The sequence below is a fragment of the Pseudomonas sp. WS 5027 genome (genome assembly GCF_012985695.1).
GTDB lineage: Bacteria > Pseudomonadota > Gammaproteobacteria > Pseudomonadales > Pseudomonadaceae > Aquipseudomonas > Aquipseudomonas hygromyciniae.
In genome coordinates, this window is sequence record NZ_JAAQWU010000004.1 from 72,122 (window position 1) to 85,813 (window position 13,692).

Here is a 13,692-nt window from a genome sequence, read left to right on the forward strand (position 1 = left end):
AAGGAGTCTTGAGTGAACAGTTTGAACAAACCCGCGGCCCCCGCCGATCTATGGGTGCTACCCCAAGCCGCGCTCGAAGACCTGGGCGTGAGTTACCGCGAAGTGCTGCGGGTGGTCGAGCAGGCGTACAAGGCCTTGCGCAGCGGCGATTCGCAAAACCCGCTCAAGACCATTGTCGAGCCTGCTGACCGCCACTCCATCAGCTACTCGATGGTCGGCCGCGATGGCGCCAGCCACACGGTGGGCTTCAAGGTGGTCTACGAACACGATCCGCAGCGCACCCGCGATGCCTATCAGTTCCACTCGTTTATTTTCCTGTGTGATGACCGCACCGGCCGCCCGATTGCCTTGATGGACGTGGTCAAGCTCGGCCCGCTGCGCACCTCGGCGACCTCGGCATTGATGGCCAGGGCCGCATGCCCGGATGCGCGCAGTGCGCTGGTGGTGGGTACCGGCGTGCAAGGCCAGATCGCCTTGCCGATGTTGCTCGCGGCCATGCCGGACCTGGAACGTTTGTATGTCTACGGGCACTACGCCGAGGGCTTGCGTGCGGTGCGCGAAAACCTGCACAAACACTACCCGCTGCGCGATGTGATCGTGGTCGATGACCTGCAGGCGGCGGCTGGCGAGGCCGATATCATCCTTGGCGTCGCCGGGCTTTCGGCGCGCCAGCAAGTGCAGCGTGCCTGGCTCAAGCCTGGCGCGGTGGCGGTGCTGGTGGGCTATGGCATTGATGCCGACGTGCTGCACGGCGCCGACTACCGCATCGCCACCGACACCGCGCAAATGCAGGTCACCAGCGCCGACCTGGTAGCGGCCGACGGCAGCCTGCCCGAAGTGGACGCCGAACTGCCAGACATCCTCCTGGGCCTGGCGCCCGCACGCCGACATCCAGGCGATGTGGTATTCGCCTATAACAGCGGCATGGTGGTGACCGATGTCGCCCTCGGTCGCCTGATGGCCGACCGCGCCCTGGCGCAGAACCGTGGGCAGAGGGTTCAGCTATGGTCGGCCTGAATGCCGCACAACCCGGCGCCTGGCGCGCTGACAGCCGGGCGCTGCTGTTACTGGCATTGCCGTTGATCCTGACCAACCTTGCGTATGTGGCCCTGACCACCATCGATATCGTGGTGCTCGGTACCCTGGGCGCCAAGGAGCTGGCGGCTGGCGGCCTGGCCATCGCGCTGTTCAACCAACTGCGCACCACCGGCACCGGGCTGGTCACGGGCGTCAGCAACCTGGTGGCCCAGGCCAATGCCCAGGGCGATGAAGCCCAGGTGCGGGCGCTGTTGGTGGCGGGGCTGTTCTGGGCGACCGTCAGCGGCCTGGTATTTATGGGCGTGCTCCTGGGGTTGCGCCAGCCGCTGACCTGGCTGGGCCAGGACGCGAGTGTGGTGGCCAATGCCATGGACTTCCTGCTGATCATTGCGCCGGGCCTGTTGCCGTGCCTGTGGTTCCAGGCGCTGCGTCATTTCACCGTGGGCCTGAAATTCCCCGGGCCGTTGCTGGCAATCACCCTGGTGTCGATCTTCCTCACGGCCGCGCTGAACTACGTGCTGGTGTTCGGCAAGTTCGGCGTCCCAGCCTACGGGTTGGCGGGGGTGGCGATCACCAGCGCGGTGGTGTTCCTGTTGTCGTTCCTGATGTTCTTCGCGGTGGTGCTGACCCATCGGCGCCTGGCCGGTTACTTCAAGCTGGCGCACTTGCGCTTCTCGCCGGCGGCGATCAAGGCCGTGTGGAAGCTCGGGCTGCCGATTGCCGGGACCTATGCCAGCGAGGCCGGGTTCTTCAGCGTGCTGACCTTGCTGATCGGCACCCTGGGCATGGAAGCGCTGGCGGCGCAGACCGTGCTCAACCAGATCATCTACATCGTGTTCATGTTCTCGGCGGGGATCTCCCATGCAGCCTCCATCCAAATCAGCGAGGCCTGCGGTACCGGGCAGTATCAGCGCGCCCGGCAACTGGGGCGCCTGGGACTGGGCCTTGGGGTGCTGGTCATGCTGCTGTTTGCCATTCCCTACGCGCTGCTGCCCGAACAGGTGATCGGCCTGTTTATCAGCACCGAACACGCCAACAACCTGGACGCGGTGCGTCTGGCGACCACCGGCTTGCTGATCGCCATCGTCCTGCAGGTGTTCGACGCCAGCCAGAACATCGGCAACGGCATCCTGCGCGGCATTGGCGATACGGCGGGGCCGCTGCGCATTTCACTGTTCGGCTACTGGCTGGTGGGCCTGCCCGCCGCCTGGTTGCTGGGGATTGTCAGCCCTTACGGGATCTTTGGTGTGTGGGCCGGTTTGGCGATTGGCCTGGCGGCCACGGCGCTGCTGCTGATCGTCTCGTTTGAACGGCAACTCAAGGCGCTGGACCGCGCGAGCGCCATCGCACTGTCATGACAAGGAGGTGTTCCATGCATCAAGACAACCCCGCGCAATGCATCGAGGCGCTGGTACGGCCCAGTGTGCGGCGCTTGCCCCTGTATGACCCGGGCGCCGATCCACGCCAGTTGGGTACGCCCATGGTGACCAAACTGTCCAACTGCGAAAACCCTCTGGGCATGTCGCCGGCAGCCGCTGCGATGCTTACGCGCCAGGGCGGGGAAGGGCTTGCGCGCTACCCCGACCCCACTGGCCGGGCGCTGCGGCAACTGATTGCCGGGCAGTTGGGTGTGGACCCCGCCAGGCTCATCCTCGGCAACGGCTCGGAAAATATCCTCGAGCTGTTGTGCCTGGCGTTGCTTGATCCCAAGGATCGGGTAGTGACCCAGCAACCCTGTTTCAGTCTGCATGAAAGCCTGCCGCTGATGATGGGCGCGACGGTGGACAAGGTGGCGCTCAACCCGGACTTCAGCTTCAACCTGCGCGCCTGGGCCACGGCCCTCAAGCAACCGGCGAAGCTGTTGATGCTCAGCACCCCCTGCAATCCGGTGGGCACGGCGCTGTCCAGCGCCGAGCTGACGGCCCTGGTCGCCGCCGCCCACCCCGACACCTTGTTGGTGATCGACGAGGCGTACTTCGAATTCGTCGAGGACGGCGCCGATGCCCTGGCGATCCTCGGTGCACAGTCGCGGCCGTGGATCATCCTGCGCACGTTCTCCAAGGCGTACGGGTTGGCCGGGCTGCGGATCGGCTATGGCATCGCCTCGCACCCCAGCCTGGTCGATGCGCTGCACCGGGTGCGCACGCCGTACAACGTCAATCAGATGGCCCAAGAGGCGGCCAAGGCCGCCTGGCTCGACCCGCACCATGTGATTCGCAGCCGCGAGTTTGTCGCCATCGAGCGCCGACGCCTGACCGAAGGGTTGCAGGCGGCGGGGTTTCGTGTGGCGCCGTCCCAGGCCAATTTCCTGTTTATCGATACCGCCTGCAATGCCCTGGAAGTGGTCGACGAACTGCTCAAGGACGGGATCATCGTCAAGGCCTGGCGCGAGCCGGGGTACACCGGTTTCATCCGCGTGTCCCTGGGCCTGACCCAGGAAAACCAGGCGTTTCTCGCCAGCCTGCAACGCGCCGTCGCGGCCTTGGCCGGATAAGCGCCGCGCCGGTTTTTCATACTGCCCAGAGGTTGTCATGATCAAGACTTGCCTGTCCGAACTGATCGGCGATACGCCGCTGCTCAAATTGTGCGACACCGAAAACGGCAGCTGCGTGCTGCTCAAGCTGGAGCAATTCAACCCCACCGGCACCGCCAAGATCCGCATGGCCCGGCAGATGCTCGACGAGGCGCAGGCCTCGGGGCAACTCAAGCCGGGTGGGCGGATTGTCGAATCGACCTCAGGCAACACCGGGTTGGGCCTGGCGTTGCTGGCCGCCGAGCGTGGCTACCGCTTCACCGCCGTGGTCGACGAACACGCCAGCCCCGACAAACTGCGAGCGATGCAAGCCTTTGGGGCGCAACTGGTGCGGGTCGGCGACCCCGGTGGCGGGCTCGCCACCGCCGACCGCGATGCCACGGCCGAGCGTATCGCCAACGAACAGGGCGCCTATTGGACCCGCCAGCACCACAACCCGGCCAATGCCAACGGCTACACGCAACTGGCCGCGGAACTGCGCGCGGTGCTGGGCGATGAAATCCACTACCTGGTGGGCGCCGTGGGCACCGGTGGCTCACTGTGCGGCACCGCGCGGGCCTTGAAGCGCCATGCCCACGGCCTGCAAGTGATTGGTGTCGAACCCTGCGGCTCGGTGATCTTCGGCGGCCCCGGTGCGCCGTATTACCAGTCCGGCACCGGCACCCCGCAAGGCGCGGAAATCGGTGCCGTGGTCGACTATGAGTTGATTGATAAAGGGCTCACCGTCAGCGATGCCCAAGCCTTTGAAACCGCGCGCTACCTGGCGCGGCATTACGGCCTGCTGCTGGGCGGTTCGGCAGGCGGTGTGGTTTACCAGGCCCTGCGCGAGGCGCGGCACGCCCCGGCCCACAGCGTCATCGTGGCGCTGGTGTGCGATGGCGGCGAAAAATACCTCGATACGGTATTCAACGACCAATGGATGGCAGACCGGCAGTTGCTGGCGCCGCAGGTGCATCGCGAACTGCAGCAGTGGTTGGGCGCGCTACCCCCGTTCAAGCAGCAAGCCTAGCGGCTTGCCTGGGGCGCCGGCCTTCGCTACTGTGGCGCCCCGCCCGCGTGAGCCCCGCCATGAGTGACACCACTGTCGAACTGATCCAAACCGGCCCGGAACAGGCCGAGCTGATCTGCAACCTCTACCAGTTCTATGCCTATGAATCCTCGGATTGGGAACAGGAAGATGTCGAGCAGGATGGCCGTTTCTACATCCATGAAGAACATCTGGCGCGCTACTGGCAGGAGCCGCAGTGGAGCGCCAACCTGCTGCTGGTGGACGGCTATATCGCCGGATTTCTGCTGATCGAGCGCAGCGAACTGCCGGGGATCAACGCTCTGGAGTTGGCGGACCTGTTTATCCTCAAACGCTATCGACGCAAGGGCATAGGCCGCGCCCTGGCCACTCAGGTGCTGACCAGCGGCGAGGCTGACTGGCTGGTGCGTTTCTACGATCAGGACGAAGCCTCCCAGGCGTTCTGGCGCAGCGTACTGGACAACCTGCCGCGCCCGGTGCAGGCCATTGAGTTGGATGACGAACCGCATTTGTTGAACTTTTTGGTGACCCGGGCGGTGGTTCACTGACCTGTGGGCGCGGGTAGGCGTTTGTCTGGATTACCGCCGATTGACTTCGGTTGAACGGTTGGGCGTCTATGCTGGTCAACTGACCTTCAATGTCGATGCAAACAGGTGACCGCAATGGCCAAGACTTACAGCTACGCCGCCCGTGACGCCAAGGATGCCCTCAAACCCTTTACCTTCGAGCGTCGCGCCCCCGGTGCTGACGATGTACAGATCGATATCCTCTATTGCGGGGTGTGCCACTCCGACTTGCACACGGTACGCAATGAGTGGAACAACACCCTCTATCCGTCGGTGCCGGGCCATGAAATTGTTGGCCGGGTGACAGCGGTGGGGGCCAATGTCAGCCGCTTCAAGGTCGGCGACCTGGCGGGCGTCGGTTGCATGGTCGATAGCTGCCAGCACTGTGAATCCTGCGCCGAGGGCGAGGAGCAGTACTGCGAGAACGGCTTTACCGGTACCTACAACGGTCCGGTGTTTGGGGGCGAGAACACCTTTGGCGGCTACTCGGACAACATCGTGGTCAAGGAGAAGTTCGTCCTGCGCATCTCCCACGACGAGGCGCAATTGGCAGCCGTGGCGCCGCTGTTGTGTGCCGGGATCACCACCTATTCGCCGCTGCACCACTGGAAGGTCGGGCCTGGGCAGAGGGTCGGCGTGGTCGGTCTCGGTGGCCTGGGCCATATGGCGGTGAAGATCGCCCATGCCATGGGCGCCCATGTGGTGTTGTTCACCACCTCGCCGAATAAACGCGAAGACGGCCTGCGCCTTGGGGCTGACGAAGTGGTGGTGTCGAAGAACCCGGACGAAATGGCCAAGGTCGCCAACAGCCTGGACTTCATCCTCAATACCGTGGCCGCGCCCCATGACCTGGACGCGTTCCTCAACCTGCTCAAGCGCGACGGCACCATGACGCTGGTGGGCGCGCCGGACAGTCCGCACCCGTCGCCCACGGTATTCAACCTGATCTTCAAGCGCCGCAGCCTGGCCGGCTCATTGATCGGTGGCATCCAGGAGACCCAGGACATGCTCGACTTCTGCGCCCGGCACGGAATCGTCTCGCAGATCGAGATGATTGATATCCAGAGCATCAACGAATCCTATGAGCGCATGCTCAAGGGCGATGTGAAATACCGCTTCGTGATCGATATGGACAGCCTCAAGCGCGAGATCCAAGCGGCCTGAGAGCCCTAGCCAGGAAGCCCGTTGTGATGATGCTTGTTGTGATGACGGGGCTTGTTGTGGCGAGGGGGCTTGCCCCCCGTTGGGCTGCGCAGCGGCCCCAAAACCAGCCACTTCGGTATATCTGGCACAACGTGGTGAGGCGATTGGGGTGGCTTCGCCACCCAGCGCGGGGCAAGCCCGCTCGCCACAGAAAATCTGCGATCCACAGTAAGTTCCCACCTGCTGCAACGCCCCCCCTGTGGCGAGGGGGCTTGTCCCCCGTTGGGCTGCGCAGCAGCCCCAATATAAGCCCCACCGAGGAGTGTCAGGCACACCGAGGGGGATGGTTTTGGGGCTGCTGCGCAGCCCAGCGGGGGCGATACGGCGTTCCGGCAAGCCCCCTCGCCACATATGACTACAACAACCGGCCCGCCGCCACTCAGCGGGCGCTGTAGGGCAACAGAAACGCCACGCTAAGCCCCGCCAGTGAAATCAAGCCAAACCACGCCACTGGCCCCATGGCCCAGCCCCACACCTGCACACTCGCGGCAAAGCTGGCCGTCAGCAGCACCCAGCCCATCCCCCGCAAGCCACGGCGCAGCATGGGCGAGGGCGGGCGGTGCCAGAGCTGTTTGTAGTGCCGCTCCAAGCCTAGGCATAACCCCAGCATTCCAGCGCACGCCAGCAACAAGGCTGCTATCAATGCCATCTCAGTTGGCCTCTGCCGCAGGTTGCTTGCCCACGCGCCGTGGGGCACGTTCCTTGGGCGCCTGGTACAACTTCCAGCACGACCAGGCCAGCAGCAGGCCAAGGGCGACGCTGGTCAATTCCAGGTAAACGTAATCACCCAGGCTTTGCCCTAGCAGACTCAGGGCCGGCAGGCCAATACACAGGGCGGCGGCCAGGCCCAGTTGCTCGCGCCAGGCACTGCGCCAGGGGCGGATAATCGCGTGGCCCAGGCTCAGCAACCACACCAGGAAAAACATCCGCACCTCCCAGCCACCGCGCTGGGCCAGTTCCACCGGCAGCAAGCGGTTGGCCCACAGGAAGGCCACGCATGCCACCATCAACCCGGCCACCACCGCCACATTCAGGCGTTCGGCGATGTGGTAGAGCAGGGCGCCGACGGCCCCTTCGCCATCGTGTCGGCGACGGCGCTTGACGGTAAACAGGACCACCCCGGTCGCCAGCATCGCGCAACTGGCCAGGCCGCAGGCAAAGTACAACCAGCGCATGGAGTAGCCGCCAAACTGGGCAAAGTGCAGGCCGGCCATGACCTTTTGGGTCAGCAGGCTTGGCCGGCTGACGGCGGGTTGGCGCAGGACTTCACCGCTGACCCCGTCAAACAGCATGCTTTGGCCCTTGGTCAGCTCGATGCGATTGCCCAGCACCGGGCGTGCCTCGATCCGTGCGTTGCTGCGTCCGGGGTTGTGGATCGACAGGCTGGAAACCGGCCCCATGGCTCGCTCCGCTTCGGCCAGCAGGGGCCCAAGCGCCGTCAGCTCGGCCGCCTCGCTACGTGTGGGGCGTTCGCCGCGCACCTGCTGTTCGGCGGGCACACCGCGCAGGGCGCGGCCCAGGTTGTCACGATCGCCATCGAACAGTGCATCCACCGCCGCCGGCATGTAGATCAGGTAGAAAATCACCAGCCCGGTATAGGTGATCATCAGGTGAAAGGGCAGGACCAGCACGGCCGTCGCATTATGCGCATCCAGCCACGAACGCTGGCCCTTGGCCGGGCGGAAGGTGAAGAAATCCTTGAAGAACTTCTTGTGAATCACGATCCCGCTGATCAGCGCCACCAGCATTGCCATGGCAGCCAAACCGACAGTCCAGATTCCCAGGTCACGGGGCAGGTTGAGGGTGAAGTGGAAGCGGAAGAAGAACCCCCCACCGGCCGTTTCGCGCACGGCCAGGGGCTCGCCGGTGTGCGGGTCGAGCGCGGTGCCGCCGCCACGCCGTTGTTCGCCGGCCGATACTGTCAGGGTGTCGGAGCGCTCGCCGGGCAGGCCGATGTTCCAGGTCTTCGCTTCGGGATGCTGGCGCGCCAGATAACCAAGGGCCTGTTGCGCGGCGGCGCTTTGCGACAGGCTGGTGGCGGGGATTTCCGGGCGCATCCAGCCGTCGATTTCCTTGTCGAACACCGCCAGGGTGCCGGTCAGAAAGATCGCAAACAGCAACCAGCCAAAAATCAGCCCGCTCCAGGTGTGCAGCCAGGCCATGGATTGGGTCAGGGTCTTGTGTTTCATCCCAGCACCTCACGCCAGTGTGGCCAGAAGCCGATGGCGGCCAACGGCAGCGCCAGGGCCATCCCGGCCCAGGCGCGCCAGGCGTTGCGACAGGCGAAGGCCCAGAGAATCGCCAGGGTATAGATCAGGAAGGAGGGCAGGCTGGCGACCACCAGCGCGTCCACCTTGTCCATGGGCAACAGGCGCGCCATGGCGGCGGTAAACGCATAGGTAAACAGGTAACCGCCGATCAGCGCGGCGACAATCCGCGAGAGTGTCGGCAACGCCTGGGATTTGCTTTTCATGGAGGGCTCATCAGCGTTAGACCTGTGGGAGCTGGCTTGGCTGCGATGCAGACGCCTCGGTCTATCAGGTAATTTTGAGGTGATGCCATCGCAGGCAATCCAGCTCCCATACAAGCCGATCCCACATAGGTTGAGTGGTCACAAGAAATTCAGGGCTCGAATGCTAGTGATTCTCATGTGGGAGTAAACGCAATTTACAACTTATACACTTTGAGCCGCAGGTGCAGGCACAGCCCGGGTGTGGTGTTCTGCGCCCACAACTGACCGCCTTGCAACTGCACGATGCTGCGCGCAATCGACAAGCCCAGGCCATAACCGTCACCGCCCGGGCGGGCTGCATTGAGGCGGGTGAACGGCAGGAAGATCTGCTCCAGCTTGTCGGGCTCGATGCCCGGGCCCTGGTCCTGAATGCACAGGTGCCAGAAATCGCCCTCAAGCACACCGGTCAAGCGCACCACACCCTGTTCGGGGGAATGGCGGATGGCATTGCGCAGAATATTTTCCAGGGCCTGGGCCAGGCCGTTGAGGTTGCCCAGCACCCAAACGCCTGCGGGTAGCTCGCAGGGCAGGCGCTCGCTTGACCAGCCGCTTTCAAAACAGGCGTCTTCGCGCAGCAGATCCCACAACGGCTCCATCTCCACCGCTTCCACTGGCATGCAGGGGCGTTCGGTATCCAGCCAGACCAGCTCCAGAGTGCTGCCGATCAGGCGCTCCATGCCTTGCACTTCGCGCTCCAGGCGCTGGCGCAGGGCGCCGGGGTCGGGCTCGCGCTCGCCGGCCACCCGCAGCCGGCTCAAGGGCGTGCGCAGTTCGTGGGACAAGTCCCGCAGCAAGCGCCGTTGCAACACCACCGTGCTTTCCAGGCGCTCGGCCATATGATCGAAGGCTCGGGCCAATTCACCCAGCTCATCGCGGCGGCGCGTCACCTGGGCCCCGACCCGTGAGGCCAGGTCCCCGGCGCTCAAGGCATTGGCCTGGCGCCGCAGGATCACCAGGGGCGAAATCAGCACCCGGTACAACAGCACGCCGAACAACAGCGCCAGGCCTGTGGGCAGTACCTGTTGCAGCAAGATGTACCAGCGCCCGTTGTCCTTGCGCGGGTCCAGATGCAAGGGCAGCTCCATCACCAACCGCGATACGCAATCGCTGAACGGGATATAAAACGTCGGCCGGCCACCGGGACGACCTACCGGCCAGTCGATCCGGCGGACGAAATCCAACTTGCGCCGCTCGATTGGGGTCAACGCTTGCGAGGACAGCGACTGGTGGTCATTCACCACCACCGCCCATACCTGCTCGCGGGCCTGCAAGGTCTGCAGGAACTCGTCAACGCCCGCTGCGCCGTGCTCACGCAAGGCGGTTTCGGCCTGCTGCGCATAATCGACAAGCACCTGCCGGGTCGGGGCGGGCAACCGTGCGGTGGCTTCCAGCAGGCGCTGGCTCAAGTCCACTTGCAGGCTGACCACCAGCAGGCACAGCACGGCCAGCACCCCGCTGAGTTTCCATAGCAGGGAGTGGCGGTTGGGCAGCTTCATGGCGCCAGCCGGGTCAGTAGGTAGCCGGTACTCCTGACCGTCTCCACGCGCCCGGCGGTGTAGCCGATGGCCTGTAACTTGCGGCGGATACGGCTGACATGCATGTCCAGGCTGCGATCATGCCGGGAGTACGCACGGTGCATCACCTGCTGGTACAGGAACGCCTTGGTCAGCACCTCATCGACATGGGCCACCAGGGTTTCCAGGACCCGATACTCGGTGGTGGTCAGATCGGCCCACCGCTCATCGAGGCTGACATCGGTGCGTTGCTCGTCGAATGTCAGTTGCGGGTCCTCATTGCGCGCCGTGCCCGGCACCTCATGTTCATAGGCCACGCGGCGCAGGATTGCGTCGATGCGCACATCCATTTCCAGCATGCTGAACGGCTTGGGCAGGTAATCGTCGGCGCCCTGGCTGAAACCGGTGATGCGGTCCTGCTCGGCACCGAGGGCCGACATCAGGATCACCGGCACCCGTTGATGCCGGCGCAGTTGCGTGAGCACCTCCAGGCCGCTGCAGCCCGGCAGCATGATATCCATCAGGATCAGGTCGAAAGGTTGCGCGCGCACCAGCTCGACGATTTCGCCACCGCTCTGGCGCAACGTGACCTCGAAGCCACGCTGGCCCAGGTGGCTGTCCAGGTGGGCGGCGAGCACCGGATCATCCTCGACGGCGAGGATACGGCGCGCAGCGGGGAGCGAGTGGGGGGCGTGCATGGGAATTTCCTGCGAATGCGAATGTTTCTAAGTTGCGCATTCTGACAAAACTCTCGGCACATTCCTATTGATTGCGGTTTATTGCTGTATTTGCCGGATGATCCGGCAGAACACCGGATCATCCAGATACGCCATATTGAGTCGGGTCCTGGGGCCCGCGCGCACTTCGGCAAATCCTAGGGCTGACAAGGATCGTTTTTGTTCAACAGATTTCCCGTCGAATACCACACGCGCTGCGCCGCCGGTCCCAGATCCAGCGCCACCGGCGCATCTGCGCGCCCTTCCAGCAAGGTCGGGTAAACCCCAGGCTTGAGCGGCGACTGGCAGACAATCGGCAACGACTGCACCGTGGTGAAGTTCAAATCCACCGTCGACACCAATTGCGCCGCCGAAAACGGCGCTGGTGGGCCGGGCAGGGTGATGATCTCCTGGAAGTCCGGATCCTGGGCGATGTAGTGCGTCAGGTGCGCCTCATTGCCCCGGCCAAACAGGGTGTACACCAGCTGTTTAGGCCGGTCGATGCCCAGGTTGAATGGCCGGTAGATCACCACCGATTCGACCGTTACCGGCACGTTGTCAAACAGCACCGGTCCCGGTGTGCCGCCGCCATCGTTGGAGTAGCCGTCAAAGATCGTTGCCTTGAACGAGGTCACTTCACCGGCCTTGAGCTGAGGCAGGGTGAACGTGTCGTTATCGACGTTGATCAGGTTATACGGCTTGCTCGGGTTGGCCGCGCGCAGCGCCTGGTACTTGGCCATTACGTCTGCGGGCAGGCTGGCCTGGAGGACGATCTGGTACATGTGCTTTTCCGTGGTGAACATTGGCATGTGCACCAGGAACAGGGTCTGCGAGCCGACCATGAACATGCCGTGGTTGCCCGGCGCATCGGCATCGGCGCCGTTGCTGACCGCGTGCAGTTCATGGGGTGAATGGGCAAAGGCCAGCGGCGCGAGGGCCATCGACAGCGCAAGCAGTAGGGTTGCAAGGGAGCGTTTCATGGTTGGCCATCCTTGAGGGTTTCGAAGGCATGTACGCGCTTGATCAGGCTTTTTTGCTTGGCCGAATCGGCGTTGTTGAACAGGAACGAGAAGTCCGAGGCCAGGGTGCTGCTGCCGGCAATCGTCGCCTGCTGATGGCAGGCATTGCAGTCCATGCTCTGGACGTAGGTCTCCATGGTGGTATTGGCCACCGGTACGTTGCTATCGCTGATAAAGGCGCCATAGGACAGGGGCACCTTCGCACCCGCGCCCGGCTCCGGGTCCGGTGCGGTCGGGGCGGTGATCCACAGCACATTGACTAGCTTGTAGTACTGGAACACCGACTGGCCGTTGGTCTGCTGGGCGAAGCTGGCCTGCACGGCGCCGTTGAGCGCCTGTATGTCCGAAGGCAAGGGGTGTTCGCGGGTGGTCTGCACCGGCTGGTCGCGTGGATAGGGTTCGGTGCATTCGCGATCAGGGTGGTGCTGTTTGCACTGGATACGGGCTACGTTCGCCATGCACACGTCAGGACCACCGGTGCAGTTGGGGTTGTAGAAGGTATAGCCGTCGGGCGGTGTTTGTTGCGCAGGTACTTGGCCTGGCTCTTGTACGTTGTCTACTTGCTCGAAGGTGGTCCAGATGAAGTTCGGTGAACTCTGGGTCTTGTTGATGATATGCAGGCCCACCAGGCCCACCACTTGTTGGGTGCATTGCAGGGTGGCGGGGTTCTTGAGCCAGGCCACGGTGGTCAGGTAGCGCCCGTAGAGCTGGGGTTTGCCAGTGAGGATGCGCCAGGCGGCCTTGAGTTCCAGGGCGCCCAGTTCTTCCTGGGGCAGGGGTTTTGTCGGCATCGAGCGCATCAGCTCGCCAGCGGGCAGGGACAGCCCGGCCGGGTGATTGCCATCGCTGTTCTGTGCCACGGTCAGTTGGTTGGCGGCATCGTACAACCCGTACTTGACGATATAGTCAAACTCGGCCTTGCCCACCTTGCGCTCGAAATACACCAGGTTGCCGGTCTGGTCCGTCAGCCAGCCACCGGCGGCTTCCATGATCGGGTCGGGAATCGACGCCAGGGTACCGCTGGACAAGTGGAAGCGATGCTTGGCGTTGGTCGCGCTTTCCGAGGTGGCGTTCATAAACTTGCGCGCGCCGACCGATAGCGCTTGCAGGCTGCCCTGGCTGCTGCAATTGGCCGGCACCAGGGTTTGCAACCCCCAATCACTGGGCTTTGGCGCGCCGGGCAGGAAAATCTCATTGGCGTCCTTGTAGCTGGCCCAGACCGGCGCCACGCTCATCGGTTGCCCGGCGGTGGTGGGTACGCCGAATTGCTTGACGGTAATCGTCCTGTCCGGTTCGCCCGCCAGGCTGGCATCGGCCGGCCATCCAGGGTTCACCGGCCAGTTCAGGGCAATGAACAATTGCCAGCCAAAGCAATTCATAAAGCTCTGGCCGGTGGTGTTGAAGTTATTGACCGGTAAAAACCCGCCGCTGTTTGGGTCGAACACCAGTTGCTGCTGGACGCAGTTGTCGGCATCGGACGCGTGGGCCGAGGGCAGGAGAAACAGTGACAGTAGCGTGCCAACCAGCAGCAGACCACGTAAGCGAAATCTGTACATCATCGCGC

13 protein-coding genes are annotated in these 13,692 nt (G+C 63.7%); 6 read left to right on the forward strand and 7 right to left on the reverse strand.

What is annotated here, in order from left to right; translation table 11 throughout:
- The first annotated feature begins 12 nt into the window (after positions 1-12).
- The 6 genes from HBO09_RS06875 to HBO09_RS06900 all read left to right on the forward strand — a co-directional run bounded on the left by HBO09_RS06875 (position 13) and on the right by HBO09_RS06900 (position 6,328).
- Entirely contained in the window at positions 13-1,017 is a 1,005-nt protein-coding gene (locus HBO09_RS06875; RefSeq protein ID WP_222933928.1) for a hypothetical protein, read from the forward strand.
- A complete protein-coding gene (locus HBO09_RS06880) occupies positions 1,005-2,396 on the forward strand; it encodes an MATE family efflux transporter (protein ID WP_169996456.1) in 1,392 nt (463 codons plus the stop codon). Before HBO09_RS06875 ends, HBO09_RS06880 begins: the two co-directional genes overlap by 13 nt.
- Before the next feature lie 14 nt (positions 2,397-2,410).
- Positions 2,411-3,532 carry a histidinol-phosphate transaminase gene (hisC, locus tag HBO09_RS06885; protein ID WP_169996454.1) on the forward strand — a complete coding sequence of 374 codons (1,122 nt, stop codon included), beginning with the start codon at positions 2,411-2,413 and terminating at the stop codon, positions 3,530-3,532.
- Between the two features lie 37 nt (positions 3,533-3,569).
- Positions 3,570-4,580: a cysteine synthase family protein gene (locus HBO09_RS06890; RefSeq protein ID WP_169996452.1), complete on the forward strand. Its 1,011-nt coding sequence runs from the start codon at positions 3,570-3,572 to the stop codon at positions 4,578-4,580.
- A gap of 59 nt (positions 4,581-4,639) precedes the next feature.
- Complete coding sequence (locus HBO09_RS06895; RefSeq protein ID WP_169996450.1) at positions 4,640-5,146, forward strand: GNAT family N-acetyltransferase; 507 nt, start codon at positions 4,640-4,642, stop codon at positions 5,144-5,146.
- Positions 5,147-5,260: 114 nt separating this feature from the next.
- Positions 5,261-6,328 carry an NAD(P)-dependent alcohol dehydrogenase gene (locus HBO09_RS06900; RefSeq protein ID WP_169996448.1) on the forward strand — a complete coding sequence of 356 codons (1,068 nt, stop codon included), beginning with the start codon at positions 5,261-5,263 and terminating at the stop codon, positions 6,326-6,328.
- Between the two features lie 418 nt (positions 6,329-6,746).
- On the opposite strand, the gene HBO09_RS06905 is transcribed toward HBO09_RS06900, so the two are convergent.
- The 7 genes from HBO09_RS06905 to HBO09_RS06935 form a co-directional block, all read right to left on the reverse strand.
- Positions 6,747-7,016, reverse strand: coding sequence for a DUF3325 domain-containing protein (locus tag HBO09_RS06905; RefSeq protein WP_169996446.1), 270 nt, complete (start codon positions 7,014-7,016; stop codon positions 6,747-6,749).
- 1 nt (position 7,017) lies between these two features.
- Positions 7,018-8,556 (reverse strand): PepSY-associated TM helix domain-containing protein, encoded by a 1,539-nt coding sequence (locus HBO09_RS06910; RefSeq protein WP_169996444.1) that lies wholly within the window; start codon positions 8,554-8,556, stop codon positions 7,018-7,020.
- Positions 8,553-8,840, reverse strand: coding sequence for a DUF3649 domain-containing protein (locus HBO09_RS06915; RefSeq protein WP_169996441.1), 288 nt, complete (start codon positions 8,838-8,840; stop codon positions 8,553-8,555). Before HBO09_RS06915 ends, HBO09_RS06910 begins: the two co-directional genes overlap by 4 nt.
- Before the next feature lie 194 nt (positions 8,841-9,034).
- Positions 9,035-10,375, reverse strand: coding sequence for a sensor histidine kinase (locus HBO09_RS06920; RefSeq protein WP_169996439.1), 1,341 nt, complete (start codon positions 10,373-10,375; stop codon positions 9,035-9,037).
- Positions 10,372-11,091, reverse strand: coding sequence for a response regulator transcription factor (locus HBO09_RS06925; protein ID WP_169996437.1), 720 nt, complete (start codon positions 11,089-11,091; stop codon positions 10,372-10,374). Before HBO09_RS06925 ends, HBO09_RS06920 begins: the two co-directional genes overlap by 4 nt.
- Positions 11,092-11,267: 176 nt before the next feature.
- Positions 11,268-12,089: a hypothetical protein gene (locus tag HBO09_RS06930; RefSeq protein ID WP_169996435.1), complete on the reverse strand. Its 822-nt coding sequence runs from the start codon at positions 12,087-12,089 to the stop codon at positions 11,268-11,270.
- Entirely contained in the window at positions 12,086-13,684 is a 1,599-nt protein-coding gene (locus HBO09_RS06935; RefSeq protein ID WP_169996433.1) for a hypothetical protein, read from the reverse strand. Before HBO09_RS06935 ends, HBO09_RS06930 begins: the two co-directional genes overlap by 4 nt.
- Between the last annotated feature and the right edge of the window lie 8 nt (positions 13,685-13,692).